The 16,751-nt window shown below is 70.2% G+C and carries 16 protein-coding genes and 1 pseudogene; 7 read left to right on the top strand and 10 right to left on the bottom strand.

What is annotated here, in order from left to right:
• Positions 1 to 52 precede the first annotated feature (52 nt).
• The 3 genes from AB0C66_RS13735 to AB0C66_RS13725 form a co-directional block, all read right to left on the bottom strand.
• A complete protein-coding gene (locus AB0C66_RS13735) occupies positions 53 to 1,477 on the bottom strand; it encodes an RICIN domain-containing protein (RefSeq protein ID WP_362436845.1) in 1,425 nt (474 codons plus the stop codon).
• 72 nt (positions 1,478 to 1,549) lie between these two features.
• Positions 1,550 to 3,493 carry a BTAD domain-containing putative transcriptional regulator gene (locus tag AB0C66_RS13730; protein WP_362436843.1) on the bottom strand — a complete coding sequence of 648 codons (1,944 nt, stop codon included), beginning with the start codon at positions 3,491 to 3,493 and terminating at the stop codon, positions 1,550 to 1,552.
• A gap of 413 nt (positions 3,494 to 3,906) precedes the next feature.
• Positions 3,907 to 4,644 (bottom strand): NAD(P)H-binding protein, encoded by a 738-nt coding sequence (locus AB0C66_RS13725; protein WP_362436841.1) that lies wholly within the window; start codon positions 4,642 to 4,644, stop codon positions 3,907 to 3,909.
• A gap of 217 nt (positions 4,645 to 4,861) precedes the next feature.
• Between AB0C66_RS13725 and AB0C66_RS13720 the strand changes: the two genes are divergently transcribed.
• Together AB0C66_RS13720 and AB0C66_RS13715 are read left to right on the top strand one after the other, a co-directional pair.
• Complete coding sequence (locus AB0C66_RS13720) at positions 4,862 to 5,314, top strand: cupin domain-containing protein (RefSeq protein ID WP_362436839.1); 453 nt, start codon at positions 4,862 to 4,864, stop codon at positions 5,312 to 5,314.
• Between the two features lie 369 nt (positions 5,315 to 5,683).
• Positions 5,684 to 7,207, top strand: a complete 1,524-nt coding sequence (locus AB0C66_RS13715; RefSeq protein ID WP_362436837.1) for a catalase — start codon at positions 5,684 to 5,686, stop codon at positions 7,205 to 7,207.
• A gap of 9 nt (positions 7,208 to 7,216) precedes the next feature.
• On the opposite strand, the gene AB0C66_RS13710 is transcribed toward AB0C66_RS13715, so the two are convergent.
• Positions 7,217 to 8,140, bottom strand: coding sequence for an EamA family transporter (locus AB0C66_RS13710; protein ID WP_362436835.1), 924 nt, complete (start codon positions 8,138 to 8,140; stop codon positions 7,217 to 7,219).
• A 40-nt stretch (positions 8,141 to 8,180) separates the two neighbouring features.
• On the opposite strand from AB0C66_RS13710, the gene AB0C66_RS13705 reads away from it, so the two are divergent.
• The gene (locus tag AB0C66_RS13705; protein ID WP_362436833.1) at positions 8,181 to 8,705 is read left to right on the top strand and encodes a MarR family transcriptional regulator; all 525 of its coding nucleotides are present in this window, start codon (positions 8,181 to 8,183) and stop codon (positions 8,703 to 8,705) included.
• 18 nt (positions 8,706 to 8,723) lie between these two features.
• Here AB0C66_RS13705 and AB0C66_RS13700 read toward each other — a convergent pair whose 3' ends face one another.
• The 3 genes from AB0C66_RS13700 to AB0C66_RS13690 form a co-directional block, all read right to left on the bottom strand.
• Complete coding sequence (locus AB0C66_RS13700; protein WP_362436831.1) at positions 8,724 to 9,599, bottom strand: S41 family peptidase; 876 nt, start codon at positions 9,597 to 9,599, stop codon at positions 8,724 to 8,726.
• Between the two features lie 389 nt (positions 9,600 to 9,988).
• Positions 9,989 to 10,387 carry an ester cyclase gene (locus AB0C66_RS13695; protein ID WP_044566523.1) on the bottom strand — a complete coding sequence of 133 codons (399 nt, stop codon included), beginning with the start codon at positions 10,385 to 10,387 and terminating at the stop codon, positions 9,989 to 9,991.
• A gap of 23 nt (positions 10,388 to 10,410) precedes the next feature.
• Positions 10,411 to 11,352 (bottom strand): alpha/beta hydrolase fold domain-containing protein, encoded by a 942-nt coding sequence (locus tag AB0C66_RS13690; protein ID WP_362436828.1) that lies wholly within the window; start codon positions 11,350 to 11,352, stop codon positions 10,411 to 10,413.
• Positions 11,353 to 11,438: 86 nt separating this feature from the next.
• Here AB0C66_RS13690 and AB0C66_RS13685 point away from each other — a divergent pair, with 86 nt between their 5' ends.
• Together AB0C66_RS13685 and AB0C66_RS13680 are read left to right on the top strand one after the other, a co-directional pair.
• A complete protein-coding gene (locus AB0C66_RS13685; RefSeq protein WP_362436826.1) occupies positions 11,439 to 11,888 on the top strand; it encodes a MerR family transcriptional regulator in 450 nt (149 codons plus the stop codon).
• A gap of 54 nt (positions 11,889 to 11,942) precedes the next feature.
• A pseudogene (locus AB0C66_RS13680) lies at positions 11,943 to 12,675 on the top strand (IS5 family transposase).
• A 15-nt stretch (positions 12,676 to 12,690) separates the two neighbouring features.
• On the opposite strand, the gene AB0C66_RS13675 reads toward AB0C66_RS13680, so the two are convergent.
• The gene (locus AB0C66_RS13675; protein WP_362436824.1) at positions 12,691 to 12,996 is read right to left on the bottom strand and encodes a hypothetical protein; all 306 of its coding nucleotides are present in this window, start codon (positions 12,994 to 12,996) and stop codon (positions 12,691 to 12,693) included.
• Positions 12,997 to 13,131: 135 nt separating this feature from the next.
• Between AB0C66_RS13675 and AB0C66_RS13670 the strand changes: the two genes are divergently transcribed.
• Positions 13,132 to 13,545: a hypothetical protein gene (locus AB0C66_RS13670; RefSeq protein WP_362436822.1), complete on the top strand. Its 414-nt coding sequence runs from the start codon at positions 13,132 to 13,134 to the stop codon at positions 13,543 to 13,545.
• A gap of 185 nt (positions 13,546 to 13,730) precedes the next feature.
• Here the strand turns inward: AB0C66_RS13670 and AB0C66_RS13665 are convergent, their stop codons facing one another.
• Positions 13,731 to 14,840 carry a hydroxyneurosporene dehydrogenase gene (locus AB0C66_RS13665; protein ID WP_362436820.1) on the bottom strand — a complete coding sequence of 370 codons (1,110 nt, stop codon included), beginning with the start codon at positions 14,838 to 14,840 and terminating at the stop codon, positions 13,731 to 13,733.
• 50 nt (positions 14,841 to 14,890) lie between these two features.
• Positions 14,891 to 15,712, bottom strand: coding sequence for a crotonase/enoyl-CoA hydratase family protein (locus tag AB0C66_RS13660; protein ID WP_362436818.1), 822 nt, complete (start codon positions 15,710 to 15,712; stop codon positions 14,891 to 14,893).
• A 60-nt stretch (positions 15,713 to 15,772) separates the two neighbouring features.
• On the opposite strand from AB0C66_RS13660, the gene AB0C66_RS13655 reads away from it, so the two are divergent.
• Positions 15,773 to 16,735, top strand: a complete 963-nt coding sequence (locus AB0C66_RS13655) for a DJ-1/PfpI family protein (RefSeq protein WP_362436816.1) — start codon at positions 15,773 to 15,775, stop codon at positions 16,733 to 16,735.
• Positions 16,736 to 16,751: the final 16 nt, after the last annotated feature.

Genomic DNA, 16,751 nt, shown 5'->3' with positions numbered 1-16,751 from the left:
CTGCCGCGCCCCCTCCGACGGGGGCGCGGCAGCGGCCGGGCTTTCCACCGGATCAGTGGGGCGTGAAGTACCACTCGTGGTTGTTCTGGCTCTCCTCGTTGCACGGCCAGATGATCAGGTTGCGGGTCTCGGAATCCGCCTCGTACGAGTCCAGGCACTGGTTGTTGCTGGCGAAGTTGCGGATCCAGTAGCGGCCGTCGCTCTGCTTGTCCAGCCACCACAGCTGGTTGTCGTCCTTCGTGCCGTTGCACGGGTACTCCGTGACGTACGAGGCACCCGCGGCCCCTCCGTAACCCGGCAGGTCCATGCACATGTCGTCCACGACGTTGCGGATCTGGAACAGCGGGGCTCCGCCCGGACCGTCCTTGCTGTACTTCTTCTCCACGTCCCAGAGCTGGTTGTCCTGCATGGTGCTGTTGCAGACCGACTGGTTGACCGGCCCGTCCTGGTAGCCGGTACCGGGGATGTCTGCACACGTCTGGTTCGTGTTGTTCTTGATCAGCACATTGTTCAGAAGGGGCAGGTTGCTCGCCTTCTTGGCGACGGAGCGCGGCTTGGCCTTGGGCTTCGCCGTCGGGCTGCTGGGCGCGGCCGGGGGCGCCTGCTTCACGGCGGCGGGAGCCTTCTCCTTCTTCGACTTCTTGGGCTTCGGCTTCTTCGGGGAGGGCGATTCGGGCACGAACGCCCCCGCCCGCGATCCGTCGTCGTCCAGCACGGTGTCCGAGGAGCCGGACGTGACCACCTTCTCGCTCTTCTCGTCCTTGTCCGAGACGGCCATGACGAGCAGGGGGACGGCGACGAGCACGGCCCCGGCCATCGCGGCTCCGGCGAGCAGCGGCTTCTTGGGGCGGCCGGGGAAGCCGCCGTCCGCGTCGGTGGAGCCCCCGCCGGACCCCGTGGTGGCGGTGGCGGTGGCGGCGGGCCCCTCGGCGCGTCCCTCTCCGGAGACGGTGGCGATGGCACCGTTGCCACGGCCGGACGCTCCCGCCCGGGCGCTGCCCTCGGACCGTGTACCGGTGGCCGACGCGCCCTCGGAGGCGGCGGTGTCCGGTGTCCCGGTCCCCGCCTTCTCCGTCTCGTTCGCACCGCGTTCGGACGCCTCCGCCTCGCCACCTTCGCCCGTCTCGACCTCGGACTCGGACCCGGCCTCGGACGAGCCCTTCGCCTCGGATGAACCTTCCTCGGCGGACGAACCCTCCTCGCCGGACGCGCTCTTCGCACCCTTCGCCGGGGTGGACGACGAGGTGGCGGAGGTGGTGGAGCCGCCGGTGGTGGACGGCTCCCTGCCGGTGAGATGCGCCTCGATGCTCGCCGCGTCGGGCACGGCCACGGATCCCTCGCCGGACGTACCGGACGCGGACGCCTCGGCGGACGAGGAACCGCGAGCCGGTGCGGCTTCCGGGTCGGGTGACGCGGATCCCGCGGCCGTGCGGCCGCTCGACGCCTCGGCGCCACCGGCCTGGTGCTGATCGGACATGGACTTCTCCTCCTGGCCGGCGGACCTCATGTCCAGCGGCGGTGGGGGTGTTGACGGGGGTGGGGAAGGGTCTCAGCGCCCGTGCTCCGGTGCGGGCCGGGCCACCCGCTCGGCCGCTTCCGGTGCCATCGGACCCGCCGCGCGCAGGTGCCGGGCGACGCGTCGCGGATCGGTGGCCGGACGGCCGTCCAGCGCACGGGCGAGGGATGCGTGCAACAGCTGTCTCGTGGACGGGGTGAGCGTGCGCAGCACCACTTCGCGCGGCAGCTCGGGGAAGCGGTAACGCCCTGTGGGGCGTTCACCGGGGTCCGCGTCCCAGACCAGCACACGGGCGGTGACGGCGGCGTCCACCAGTGGCAGCAGCCGGTCCCGTGGTGTGTCCAGGACCTCGGCGAGCAGCCCGATGTCCAGGTGCTCGCCGTCGGCGGCGGCATAGGTGAGCATCTCACGTGCCGATGGCGCCAGTTCGGCCAGCCGGGCGTGGACGACACTGCTCACCGCGGCGGGCACCCGCGCCCCGGGGCCGACACGCTGGTCCGGCGGCAGCTTCAGCAGTTCGCCCAGGGTGAAGGGATTGCCTTCGCCACGCCGGTGCAGCGCCTCCGCGGCGTGGGGTGTGGCGCGCTCCCCGGCGGCGGCGAGCAGCCCGGCCACATCGGTGGCCGAGAGCGGGTCCAGATGCAGCCGGGTGGCGCCGTGGCGGGCCAGCTCCGCGAGCAGCCCGCTGGCCGCGGGTTCGTCGGTGTTCCGCAGGGCGCACACCAGGACGGTGGGTGTGTCCCGCAGCACGGCGGCGAGGCGGCGCAGCAGACCGTGGAACTCCGGTGTGGCCCAGTCGAGGTCGTCGATGACGCACACGGCGGGCCCGCGGGTGAGTTCCCGTACCAGGGTGGCCAGCTGGCCACCGTCGGAACCCGGCCCCGAGGGGGCCGCGGGCTCCCCGCCACCCAGCCCCTCCAGGAGCTGGGTGGCGGGGCATACGAGCGAGATGCCGTGGCTCTCACTGAGTGACTGGCCGCCGCTGGCCCGTGCGACGGTGAATCCGGTGTCCGCGGCCATCCTGGACACCTCGTCCAGCAGCCGGGTCTTACCGGAGCCCGGCTCCCCGGAGAGGACGGCCCACTGGGGGCGGCCGGCGGCCGCCGCGCGCAGCAGCGAGGTGAGGCGCGAGGTCTCCTCGCCCCGGCCCACCAACGGCACGGCGGCCGGATCCGGTCCGCCGGGCAGTACCACCGTGGGGCGCACGGTGTTGGTCTCGCCGAGGATTTCGGCGTCGTGCCGCAGGATGGCCGTATGCAGTTCGCGCATGCCGGGTCCGGGATCGAGGCCGAGTTCCGCGGCCAGCATGGTGCGGAAGCGCTCGTACTGGCGCAGCGCCTCGACCGACCGTCCCGCCGCGTACAGCGCGCGCATCAGCAGCGCCCAGGACGTCTCGCGGAGCGGGGCGCTGAGGGTCAGTGCCTCGGCGGCGGCGATGGCGCGCTCCACGTTGCCCTGTTTGATGAGGATCGTGGCCCGCAGCTCCTCGGCGTCCTGGCGGGCGGTGGCGAGCCGGGCCGCCTCGCGGAGGGCGAAGTCGTGTCCGGCGGCGTCGCCGAGGGCCTCACCGCGCCACAGGCCGAGCGAGCCGTCGATCTCCTCGCGGGCGGCCTCCAGTTGGCCGTGGCGCATGGCGTCACGGGCGCGCGCCACCGACTCCTCGAAGCGCGTGGTGTCCAGTGCCTCACGCGGGACCCTCAGGGAGTATCCGGCGGGGCCGTTGACGAGGAGTGTGGACCGGCCGCTGCGCACGGGGTCGAGCACCGAGCGAAGTCGGCTGATGTGCGCCCGTACCGAGGACACCGCGCCGGTCGGCCGGGACCCCTGCCACAGGTCCCGGCACAGCTGTTCCACCGAGACGGGCCGGCCGTCCTCGATGAGCAGCCGGATGAGGAGCAGTCGGCGCTGTCGCGGCCCTACGTCCAACGCGGTGTCACCCCGGACCACTTCGACGGGTCCCAGCAGGCTGTATCGCATGGCGTGTCCGTGTTGTGAGTTCACTGTGTTCGTCCACCTCCTCGCGACGCTGCCCAAGTCGCCGGGGGAACCCAGAAGTTCGGGACCGCGAGGCGGAGACAAGTCTCCACTCCCGCGCCGTGACATGAAGCGTACGTCATCTGAATATCGTCAGCTCTCAGGACTGAAGCCCAGGTCAGAAAGGACTTGTTCGTCCGGGAAGGCTGGGGGAACTCCTAGAGTCTGCGCCGCATCGACGACCGTGGGGGAACCCTCGCGCGCTCATGGCCATCCGGGGCGGATGCCGCCGGGCGACGGCCGCCGGGCGCAGGGTCCGGGAGCCCCCGGACCGCACCTCGCCGCGTTGTCGCAACGCGAGGGGCAGCCCGCGGCATATGCCACGAGCTGCCCCTCAAAGAGCCACCGGAAGAGACCTAGGCGCGCGCCAGCCACTCCCGGTAGTAGGTGGGCGCCATCTCGGCGTCCTGCGGCGCGGTGAGTACGTCTCCGACGATCTCGGCGAACATGCCCGCCTTGTCGTCGGTGACCACATGCCGCCCGTCCGGCCGGGCCTCCAGGGTGATCCGGCCCAGCTCGTCGAGTGGGAACACCTCGGGTCCCGCGACATTGCGGATCCCCCGCAACGGGGCCCCGGAGGCGGTCCCCACGACCGCCGCGGAGACATCGGCGGCGGCCATCGGCTGTACGGGGGTGGACGGCAGACGGACCACATCGCCGTCGGTCGTCCACGACATGACACCCTCGACGAACTCGAAGAACTGTGTGGCCCGCACGATCGAGTACGGCGTCGCCCCGTTCGCGAGCACTTCCTCCTGCAAGGTCTTGGCCCGGTAGTAGTCGAGCTGGGGCACCTGGTCCACACCGACGATCGAGAGAATCACGAAGTGGCGTACACCGGCCTCCTCCGCCGCGGTCCCGATGGTGTTCATCGACGTCTCGAAGAAGTCGAGGGAGGACGCGTCGAAGGTGGGGGAGTTCGTCAGGTTGATCAGCACTTCGGCGCCAGTGAGGGCGTCCCCCAGGCCCTTGCCGCTGATCACGTCGACCCCGGTCGACAGCGAGGCCGATACCACCTCGTGTCCGGCCGTCTTCAGCCGCTCGACGGCCTGGGTGCCGATCAGGCCGCTCGCCCCCAGGACTGTGCACTTCATGCCGCACCCACCCTTCGCCGACCTTCCGGTGGCTCCCGGAGCGGAGCCCTTCCCCGATCACGGTAGGCCGACGGTGTGACGGCCGCAGCCCGACCGGTCGAGGGGTGGCGGATGCGCGGCCGCAGTACTGTGGCGTAGGGACGCCTGTCCGCTCCGGCGCCCGGCGCGGGATCGCGGCCGGGTGGTCGTTCGAGCCACGCCCAGAGGAGGCGGCGGGATGGCACACGACGAACGGACGGCCCGCGCTTCGGCGGAAGCGGACCGGGGCCGGCGATCCGAGGCATGGAAGAACGCGCTCACCGTGATCCAGGAGGCGCGCCCACCCGTCGTTCCGGAGGGTGCGCACGCCATGACCGTGATCGTCGAATTTCCTCCCGGAGACCCCGGCACACCGCCCCACCGGCACTTCGGACCGGCCTTCGGCTATGTGCTGGAGGGTGAGATGCGGTTCGAGCTGGAGGGCGAGCCCGAGCGGGTGATCCGGGCGGGGGAGCCGTTCTGGGAGCCGGGGGGCGACGTGATCCACTACCAGGACGGCAACGCTCGCACGGATGTACCAGTCCGGTTCCTCGTCACCATGATGTGTCTGCCCGACAAGCCCATGCTCGTCCTCGTCGGGGACGAGGAGCTGGCGCAGCGCGGCCGACTGCGCGCGCCCCGGCCCTCCTGACGCCCGCGACGGCCGGGCCCGGCGGGCTCACCACGCCCGACGGGCTCACCATGTTTGACGCGTTCCGGAAGTGGCCACTCGTGCCCGGATATGGATCTCAGCGTGGGACGGCGAGCGGAAGTCGGCGTGTCGGTGACAACCACCCTCACCTCGTGTGCCGACACTGCGGTCGTACCGAGGACGTGGAGTACGTGGTGGGCACGGCTCCCCGCCGCACGGCGCAGCGGGACGCACCGCTCTGCCGTGGACGCAGCGGGGGCCACCTTCCGGGGCCGGTGTGCGCCCTGTGCCCGAGAACCCGCCCACCCCCTCTGACCTGCGGGCTGACCACCTGTGACGGGTGCCCGCGAGACGAAGGAGAAGGCAGCGATGGCGAAAGCGGACCGCATCCCGACGACGACGGATGCCGGCATCCCCGTCGAGAGCGATGAACACTCCCTCACCGTCGGACCCGGTGGGCCGGTCCTGCTCCAGGACGCCTATCTGATCGAGCAGATGGCCCAATTCAACCGGGAACGCATCCCCGAGCGGCAACCCCACGCGAAGGGCAGTGGTGCGTTCGGGCATTTCCAGGTGACCGGCGACGTGAGCGGCTACACCAAGGCCGCGGTGTTCCAGCCCGGTACCAGGACCGAACTGGTGACGCGGTTCTCCACCGTCGCCGGTGAGCGCGGCAGCCCGGACACCTGGCGCGACCCGCGGGGCTTCGCGGTGAAGTTCTACACCAGCGAAGGCAACTACGACATGGTCGGCAACAACACACCGGTGTTCTTCGTCAAGGACCCGATGAAGTTCCAGCACTTCATCCGGTCGCAGAAGCGCCGTGCCGACAGCAATCTGCGCGACCACGATATGCAGTGGGACTTCTGGACCCTCTCGCCGGAATCCGCCCACCAGGTCACCTGGCTGATGGGCGACCGCGGTATCCCGCGCAGCTGGCGCCATATGAACGGCTACACCTCGCACACCTACATGTGGATCAACGCGGCCGGTGAGCGCTTCTGGGTCAAGTACCACTTCAAGACCGACCAGGGCATCGAGTTCTTCACCCAGCACGAGGCCGATCAGATGGCGGCGGCCGACACCGACTACCACACCCGCGATCTGTTCGAACACATCCGCGACGGGAAGTATCCGAGCTGGACGCTGTATGTGCAGGTGATGCCGTACGACGACGCGCCGGGCTACCGGTTCAACCCGTTCGACCTGACCAAGGTCTGGCCGCACGGCGACTACCCGCTCATCGAGGTCGGCAGGATGACCCTGGACCGCAACCCCACCGACAACCACGCCGAGATCGAGCAGGCCGCGTTCCAGCCGAACAACCTCGTACCGGGTATCGGACCGAGCCCCGACCGTATGCTGCTCGCCCGGCTCTTCTCGTACGCCGACGCACACCGCTACCGCATCGGTGCCAACTACCAGCAGCTGCCCGTCAACGCACCGATCGTCCCCGTGCACACGTACTCCAAGGACGGGGCCATGGCCTATCGCAACACCACGGATCCGGTGTACGCGCCCAACTCCAAGGGCGGACCCGCGGCCGACACCGACCGCTACGGCACCCCGCCCAGCTGGTCCGCGGACGGCGAGATCACACGTGCGGCCTATGTCTCGCACCCGGAGGACGACGACTGGGGCCAGCCCGGGACCATGGTGCGCGAGGTGCTGGACGACGGGGCGCGCCTCCGGCTGGTGGACAACGTGGTGGGGCATCTGCTCAACGGGGTCACGGAGCCGGTGCTGCAACGGGCGTTTGAGTACTGGCGCAACATCGACCCGTCGATCGGCGCCCGTATCGAGGAGGGCGTGCGCGCCAAGGCGAACGAGAAGGACCCGAAGGCGGAGCAGCAGGGCAACCCCGCCCGGGAGAGCATGCAGCGCAAGGCCTGACCCGGTACGTCACCGGAGCCGTTCCCGGGGCCGTGTCTTCTTCCCGGAAGGCGCGGCCCCGCGCGGCGGCTCCGCTCCGGCGGCCCGCCCGCGTGCCGGCCGGCCGAGGACGACCCCGGCCAGGACCAGCGCCAGTCCGCACAGCTGTTGCACGGTCAGTACCTCCGCGGCCACCACGGTGCCGAGCAGCACACCCGTGACCGGGTTGAGCAGGCCGACCAGTCCCACCGTCCCCGCGGGCAGATGGCGCAGCCCCGTGAACCAGGCGGCGAAGGCCAGCGCGGTGGCGACCAGCGCGACGTAGCCGAACGCGAGGAGCGCCGGTGCGGAGAGCGCGGGGGGAGGGCCCTCCACCGCCGCGGCGGCCGGGAGCAGGAAGAGGCTCCCGGCGGTGAGCTGCCAGGCCGTCGGGGCGAGCACATCGGTGCCGGTGCTCCACCGTTTGGTCAGGAGGTGGCCGAAGGACGACACCAGCACGGCGGCCGCCGAGGCGAGCACTCCCGGTACGCGGACCCCTTCCGCGCCGGTGAGCAGCATCAGGCACACCCCGGCGAGCCCGACCCCGGCCCCGGCGAGATGGGCGGCGCGGGGCCGCTCGGACACCAGGGGCCAGGCGATGAGCATCATCGTCAGCGGGGACACCGCCATGACGGTCGCGGCCACGCTCGTCGGCAGCAGCTGGGAGGCGATGTAGACGAGGACGAAGAACACGCTCACGTTGAGCAGCCCCAGCACCGCGGATCGCCACCACCACACGCCGTGTGGCCGTCGCCTGCACAGGGCCAGCAGGACGAGCCCGGCGGGCAGCGCGCGCAGAGCGGCTCCGTACAGCGGGCGGTCCGCGGGGAGGAACGCGTGCGTGACGAAGTAGTTCGTCCCCCACGCCACCGGTGCGACCGCGGTCAGCGCCACCCATCGCGCATTAGCTTCCATGGAAGCTAATATAACTTCCTGGGAAGCTACTATGGTGTCCATGGCAGACAGGCACCCGCTGGACCGTGTAGCCCGCATCCAGGCCGACTGGCGTCGCGAGCGGCCCGACGTCGACGTCTCCCCACAGGGAGTGATCGGCCGGCTGCACCGCCTGGCGGGTCAGCTCACCGAAGAGCTCTGCCGCGTGTACGGCCGCTACGGCCTCAGTGAGGGAGAGTTCGACGTCCTGTGCGCCCTGCGCCGCGCCGGTGCGCCCTACGAACGGGCACCCGGCGAGCTCGCCGTGCACACCATGGTCACCACCGGCGCGATGACGAAGCGGATCGACCGCCTGGAGCGAGCCGGACTCGTCACCCGCCGCCGCTCCGACGACGACCAGCGCGGCCGGATCGTCGCCCTCACCGGCCCCGGACGCGAACTGATCGACCAGGCATTCACCGACCACATGGACAACGAACGCCATCTGCTGGCTCTGCTGACCCCTGCGGAGGCCGGGACACTCGAATCACTGCTCACGGCCTGGCTCTCCCGGGTGGAGCGTCCGAGTCCTCCCGGCAACGGGTGATCCGTGGAGAAGCCCTGCTCAGCGACAGGCGGGCCGCCTGAGCAGCCACCTCTTCGCTGCCTCCAGTACTGGGTCCCCAGCCGCGGCCCTGGCGCTCAGGCGGGTGGGGATGTACTCGTCGGGAGGGATGGGCGCGTCGTACGTCCGTCCGGTGCGGTCCGCGTCCTTGACCGTCATGACCGCCACGACGGCTCCGTCGGAGAGGCGCAGTGTCACGTTCCCGGTGGGGACGCCATACGTGGGCTCGCCGAAGGACCGTGTGCCAGGTCGGCCGCGGAATGCCACCAGAACAGCCTCAGCCGAACTGCCCGTTGTCTGGTCGGTCAGGACCGCGACCGGTGCGTCACTGTTGGCGACAGGCTCGGGGTCTCCCCAGTGAGTGGGCGCGTCGCCGTTGCGCGGGCTGCCGTTCTCGATCGCCCACGGGGTCTTCTTGCCGTCGGCGTCCACGAAGGTCCCTACGGTGCCGTCGCCCAGGATCGGTCCCAGGACGGCGAGCATCGGCCACATGTCCCCGCCGCTGTTCCGGCGCAGATCCACCACCCAGCCGCAGGCCCGCTCCCGGTCCGCTTTCGCCACCGCCTTGCGACCTCGCCGCACATACTGCTCGTGTGCCTTCTCCTCGCCGATCAAGCCGGGGAGAGATATGTAACCGATGCGACCCCGCAACGACCGCCCTTCCAGTCGGTCGCGTTGCCTCGCCGAGGCTGCGGACCGCCTTTTGACCTCCTGCGGCTCCCAGAGGAAACTGTGCCTGTCACCGAGCGAGCTGAGTGCCGAGTGGATCGCTCCGTAGGTGTCCGCCGGCGTCCGTGCGTTCCGGGCTCGCTGGAACGCCGTATGGCGCAGGCGCGGCCAGTCGACCTTGCGGCGGACGTAGGAGTTCTTCTCCATGAACCCCAGTGCCCTCGACAGATAGGCCCGCGCCTGGGGCGACATGGCCTTGTCCGGTGTCTCCTCGCGCTGCCCGGTGCACCCGGCCCCTGCGACAAGGGCGCCGGCCACGACGGCACAGGTGGCCAAGCGGAATGAGTGTCCCCGACCCATCGTTCCCCCTCTGCGGCTCGCGGATCACCGAAGGCCGACGAGCGGCCCCGGCGGGGAACCATTCAACCAAGGGGGGCATGTCGCCCACTGTGAGCGAAGCCATGATTCCGCCTCAGATGTTGCTCAGAATCATGTGCGGGCGACACAGGGTGATCCATGTCCTAGGCGCTGTTTCTCGGATCATGTTCAGAGCCGGATCGTGAGGGCGGCGAGGGCGGACCTTCTCAGTCAGAGCATTAGCCGCGGACGGTCAGTTGCTGCTGGATGGTCTGGGCGTCGAGCAGGTACCACATGTTCTCGAAGCGGCCGTCGCGGAAGTGGTAGAAGGCGTATTCGGTGAAGGTGACGCTCCGGCCGGTGGGCTCCAGTCCGAGCCACTGCTTGACCGGGGTGCCGGTGTCGGTGAGCCGGGCCGCCACCCGGTCGCCCTCGATGATGAGGTCGTCGAGGCGCCAGACGAAGTTGTCCACGGCGTCCATGTGCTGCCGCATCGTGGCGACGTAGTCGTCCCGTGAGACCGGCTCCCCGTTGAAGACGAGGGTGTCGTGGGCGAACTCGGCCATCCGGTGGAATTGCCGGGCGTTGATGGCCTCGATGTAGTCGAGGTACAACTTGCGCAGGTCCGGAGTGCTCATGGTCTTTCCTTGCTGTTCGTTGGTCAGAGGGACTTCAGGAGGGCGACGCGGCGGGCGTAGACCGGGGCGTGCACGGAGATGCCGGGTGCGAAGTGGTCCCAGCCGTGGCTCAGGCCGGGCAGGACGTGCAGTTCGGCGCTGACGCCGGCCGACCAGAGCCGCTGGGCGTAGGCGACGGTCTCGTCCCGGAAGGCGTCGAGCTCGCCGACTTCGAGGTAGGCCGGAGGCAGGCCGGTGTGGTCCTCCAGGCGGGCCGGGACGATCGTGGCGGGCGCGTCGTCGGTGTGGGCGTCGCCGAGCACGAGCTGCCAGGCGGTGTTCTTGAGGGTGTACAGGTCGGCGGAGAAGGCGTGCAGGTGCGGGTCGAGTGGGGTGTCGCTGTTGTCGAGCATGGGGTAGACGAGGATCTGCCGGGCCAGGACGACGCCGTCCTGGCGGGCGCGGATCGCCGTGGTCGCCGCCAGGGTGGCGCCGGCGCTCTCGCCCATCACCGCGATCCGGGCCGCATCCACGCCCAGCTCGTGCGCGTGCTCGATCAGCCAGGTCAGCCCCGTGTACACGTCGTCGGCGAGGGTCGAGCCGGCCACCTCCGGGGCCAGCCGGTACTCCACCGACAAGAACGGCACACCGGCGGCGGCGACGTACTGGGCGATGAACGGGGCGAAGTGCGCCACCTCGCCGGCGACCAGACCGCCCCCGTGAGCGTGAACGACGGCCGCGGTCGGACCGGCGACGCCGGACGGGGTGAACCAGTGCAGATCGATCTGCGCGCCGTCCCGCGTGGCCGCGCTGAACACCTGATGCCCGACCTCGGGCCGGTCGAGACCGGAGGTCAGGGCCGGATAGACAGCAGCAACGCTGTCCCGCCAGGTCTTCCAGTCACCGGGCGCCAAAGGCCCGGGCGGCGTGTCACCGGCACTGGCGGCGAACACCGTGGCCAGTTCGGGGTCGAGGGAAAAAGACATGGTGCATGCTCCGGGATTGTCGTTCTTCGAGGTCAACGACGACGCTACGATCTAGACCTCGGTCTAGGTCAAGAAAGGGAGCGGGGATGACTGACGAGAGCCTCACCATCGGCGAGGTCAGCGAGCGCACCGGACTGGGTATCCACACCCTGCGCTACTACGAGAGACAAGGACTGCTGCTGGGCTCGGTGGCACGCAGCAGCGGCGGGCGGCGCCGCTACTCCGCCTTCGACGTCGAATGGCTCCAGCTCTGCAACCGCTTCCGTGCCTGCGGCATGCCGCTGAGCGACATTCGGCGCTACGCCGAGCTGGTCGCCGCCGGCCCGGGCAACGAACAGCAACGCCTTGAACTCCTGCGCACCCATGAAATCCGCGTGCGGGCCGAACTGGCCCAGATGACGGAGAACCTCGCGGTGATCGAGGCCAAGGCCCGCCTGTACGCCGAGCACGTCGAATCAGGCACCGCAGGCACACTGTGGACCGGCCAGACACCGACCTGCCTCGCCTTGGAGGCCATGGCGAACCGTGACAGCTAGCGCTGTTCCTCGGATCTTCCGACGGGGGTGGGGTGTTGAGTCCAGGCTGGTTGCATGGGACGCGGAGACCTGACGAATGCGGAGTGGGATCGGTTGGAGTCGTTCCTGCCTCGAGGCGGTACGCGTGGGGGCCGGTGGAGTGATCACCGGCGGGTCATCAACGGAGTGTTGTACCGGGTGCGGACGGGGGTGCAGTGGCGGGATCTGCCGGAGCGGTTCGGGCCGTGGGAGACCGTCTACAAGCGCCATCGCCGCTGGTCGGCGGACGGAACGTGGAAGATGCTGCTGTCGAAGGCGCAGGCCGCCGAGGACGCCGCGGACCGGATCGACTGGGACGTGTCTCCACCTTGTCGCCGACGGACGATGCCGGCCGCTGGCCCTCATCCTGACCCCCGGACACTACGGTGACGGTCCCCAGTTCGAGCGCGTACTGACACAGGTGTCCGTCCCCCGCACCGGAGCGGGACGGCCCCGCACGAGACCTGACCAGGTCCTGGCCGATAAGGCCTACACGTCCCGCAGAAGCCGCCGCTACCTGCGACGACGCGGCATTTCACACACCATCCCCGAACGACGCGACCAGCGCAGACACCGCTATAACCGCGGTTCCCGTGGCGGTCGGCCCACCGGGTTCGACAGCGAACGCTACAAGAAACGCAACACCGTCGAGCGTGCCATCAACCGTCTGAAAGGCTTCCGCGGCGTCGCCACACGCTACGAGAAACGCGCCTACATCTACCTCGGCACCGTCACCCTCGCTGCCCTCACGATCTGGCTCCGCACATGATCCAAGAAAGAGTGCCTAGCCGACCGCGATCTCCATCAGGTACGCGATCGTCCCAACTGCCGCACCGTACGCGGGGATGGTCAGCAGCGGCCAGGGCACGGGGCGTGGGACGAGGACCCGCGCAAGGAATCCGAAGTCCCGGTACTCGGGCATGCCCTCCGTGCCCGGCAGGACCATGAAGCGGGGCTGGACCGTGCAGAACAGCCACCAGTCCAGCACCAGAAGGTCGAAGAGGGTGAGGGAGAGGAAGTAGACCGCGCCCAGTGCACGGCGGCCAGAAGCCCAGCGCGCCGTCCGCGCTTCGGTGGAGCGTGTACACACCGGCCACCGGTACGGCGACGAATCGCGGCGTGACCGAGGCTGATTCCCAGCAGCTCCCAGAAGGTCATGGACCAGAGAATACGTGGAAGTTAGGGTGACCTAACCTGCATGTCGGAGCCTCGTTATCGTGTGCGGATGGCTCGCAGTGAGAAGAAGGCACGGCGTCTCGTGGTCAACGACAAGACGTTCCTGTGGTCGGTGCACCACGCCCACCACGCACTGGGTGACGGCCGGTACGAAGACTGCCGCGAAACCCTCGTCCTCCGCCTGTTCCAGGCGAGGGGGCGGCTCCGTGTCGTCTTCCGGGCAGGTCCCGACAGGCTGGTCCCGGACGGGTGCTTCATGCCCTCCGGGGCGGTCGGTACCGCCGATGGGAGGGCCTTGAACCTCCATGAGCCGGGCACCGTCAGGGCCCTGCTCGACCAGGCTCTGGCCCAGGGGTGGCGTCCCGAGGACCCCCCGGGCGAAGAGATCGACGGCTGGGCCCTCTTCGATGCCGTGGCCGCGCTACGCGAGCGATCCAACGGGGCTGAGGAGGGCTGGCGGTGAGTGGCGGCGGGCTCAGGATGCCGGCTCCGGCCGGCCACCGCGGCGCAGTGCGCGGGCGTACCAGCCGATGACCGTGGCGTCGGCCGGGCGCCTCGCTGCGCCCGGCCGAGGTGCCCGGAGTCCGCGCGCACATGCCCTGACCAGGGCGCCTCGACCGGCCGGGCCTCGCACTGGCCACTTCGTGGTCAAGCCTGATGGCCGATCACCGGAAGGCGGCCGTGGCCGTCCTCCTCCGACCCGCTCGCCCCGTCCGTCCCTCCCGCCTTGCCCGCGAAGTGCAGCAGCTCCCACAGGGTGCGGTCGCGTACGGTCGTGCTCGGCCCCTGCCCGTCGGCGGGCTCGCGCCGCAGTGTCACATCGCCGATGAAGCGGTGATAGGCACCGGCTGCGCCGAAGTCGAGGAGGAAGGTGTCCTTGTCGCGGACGAATGTGATCGTGTACGCCGAACTCCCCTCGCCGACACGGTAGGTGAGCCGCCCGGCCACCTCGACGCCGCTGTCGGGATGGACGAACACCTCGTCCTCGGCGAAGCCGACCGCCTCGGCGCCGACCGCCGAGGTGATCACGTGTCCGGACTCCGCCACCAGCACGGCGGGCAGCACCGCCTTGCCGTAGCGCTCATGGCTGACGAACATCAGGGTGACGACCGTGTGGTCGCCCAGCCGGGCGCGTCCCCAGTACCAGTGATCGAGCACCTTGCGGGGAGCGATATTGCCCCAGTTGTGGTCGTGGTAGCCGGTGCCGGTCAGTCGGCGGGGCACGCCGTCGAAGGTCACGGTGGCTTCGACATGTCCCCGGGCGACGACGGGCAGCCAGGCGATGTAGTGCTCCTCGTTCTCACCGAAGAAGGCGTGGCCGGTCTCCGGCCGCCACGGCGGGACCTCGGCGGTGAGCGTCAGATCGACGACGGTGTCCTCGATCTCGACATGGATGGTGTAGCCGTCCGGGCCGCCGCGGAACACCTGGGGGCCGATGGACACGTCGCAGGCTTCCGCCGACGCGGAGAACTCCGACGGCTCCCCGAGGTAGGTCCGGTCGGTCCGCGATCCGTCGGGTCGGGTCAGTGTGAGCAGGACGAACGGGGTGAGCGGAGCCTTGGGCGATACGTAGGGCGGTTTGGTGTGGAACTCGACGGTCAGGGTCGAGCCGTCGTCGAGATGCGCGTCGCAGTACCACCACTCGAAGGTGCCGTCGGCGGCGGCCGTACGCAGTCCGTCCTCCCACGGCTGGATGACGCCGGGGATGAGGTTCAAGCGCTGGTAGTGGTGTGGCTGGGCGCCGATCACAGCGTGCACGGTGATGTCTCCGGTCTTCTCGGGTCGGCGAGGGCAGGTGGGGTTGAGACCTACGCGCCGGTGTAGACGGGGGAGCGGCGTTCGAGCATGGCGGTGATGCCTTCGGTGGCGTCCGCCGTCGCGAAGAGGCGGGGGCCGACGTCGTCGCGCAGGCTCGCGGCGGATTCCGCGACCGGTCCGCTCAGGGCCCGGCGGGCGTCGGCGAGCGTGGCCTGTACGGCGAGTGGCGCCTGTGCGGCGATACGGTGGGCGAGGGCCATCGCCCGGCCGAGCTGCTCGCCGGGCGGGACGACATCCTGCACGATGCCCATCCGCCGGGCTTCCCGGGCGTCGAAGGTGTCACCGGTCAGCAGATAGCGCATCGCATCGCCCCACCCGGCGCGCTGGGGGAGGCGGACGGTCGCCCCGCCGAGGGCGACGATCCCCCGGCTGACCTCCTGCTGGCCGAAGACGGTGTCCTCGGCGGCCACGCACAGATCGGCGTTCAGCACGAGTTCCAGCCCCGCGGTGAAACACCGGCCGTGCACGGCGGTGATGACCGGTTTGCTCGCCGGTTCTCCGTACATGCCCCAGGGGTCGCGGCCGCCGTCGGGGATGAGCCCTTCACCTCCTGCCGCCAGCCGCGGGGCGAGGGAGGCGAGGTCGAGTCCCGCGGTGAAGTGGCGGCCGTTGCCGCGTACGACGGCCACCCGGAGGGTGGGGTCACCGGACAGCCGGGTGTAGGCGTGCGACAGGGAGGCGATCATTTCGGCGTCGATGGCATTGGCCTTCGCCGGCCGGTTGATGGCGATCGTGAGTACCGCGTCCTCCCTGTCCACGAGCACTTTCGGCTCCGGGTCACAGGTGGCGGCACGGTGTGTGGTCGGTGGCATGGCACTTACCGTAGGAACGCCATCAGCGGTGAATGCGACATCGAAGGGAGCGTCTGCGACATGAACATCGGAGTGGTCGTGCTGCGGGGCTGCTGGGACTCGGGGGTCACGACCGTTCTGGACGTCCTGCGGACGGCGAACGCCGCCCGTCGGCAGACCGACCCGGAAATCCCCGCCATCACCGCCGTGACGGTGTCGCCCACCCGCGAGCCGGTCCCGACCGCGGGCGGTCTGCTCGCTCCCGTGGACCTCACCCTGGAGGAGTGCGCGGCGGACGACACGGTGGATGTGCTGCTCGTCCCCGCACTGGCCGCCGACGGCCCCGCCACCCTCGTGGACGCCCTGATGCGCGAGGACGTACGGGCGCTGCGCACCGCGCTGCGGGACCGGGCCTCCGAAGGCCGGGAGCTGGCCGCCGCGTGCACGGGCACCTTCGTCCTCGCCGAGGCCGGACTGCTCGACGGCCGCCGGGCCACCACGAGTTGGTGGCTGTACGACACCTTCCGGCGGCGCCATCCCGGGGTCCGGCTGGATGTGTCCCGTATGGTCGTCCGCGACGGAGCCATCACCACCGCCGGAGCGGCGTTCGCCCATATCGATCTGGCCATGAGCCTGGTGGCGCGGGTCAGTCCACAGCTCGCCCGGACCACCGCCGCGGCCCTGCTCATCGACGAACGCCCCGCCGACAGCATGCGGGCCGTCACCGGCTATCTCGCCGACGACGACCCACTGGTCACCGATTTCGAACGCTGGGTACGGGCCAATCTGGCGCGCGAGATCACGGTCGCGGACGCCGCCCTCGCCCTGGGCACCACCCGGCGGACCCTGGAACGCCGGGTGCGGGAGCGGCTGGACACCACCCCTTACGCCGTGGTGCGTCGGCTCCGCGCCGAGCGGGCGGACCATCTGCGCCGCACCACGTCCCTCACCGAGACGGACATCGCCCCACAGGTGGGATACCGCAACGCCGGGTCGCTCAGGGCCCTGCGGGAGTGCGGAGACGACGACACCACTCCGCGGTGACGCGCCCGGTCAGTCC

It is taken from the genome of Streptomyces sp. NPDC048636 (assembly GCF_040650655.1).
In the GTDB taxonomy this organism is placed as follows: Bacteria; Actinomycetota; Actinomycetes; order Streptomycetales; family Streptomycetaceae; genus Streptomyces.
Note: the sequence above shows the minus strand (reverse complement) of the source record. Positions and strands in the feature narration are given on the sequence as shown.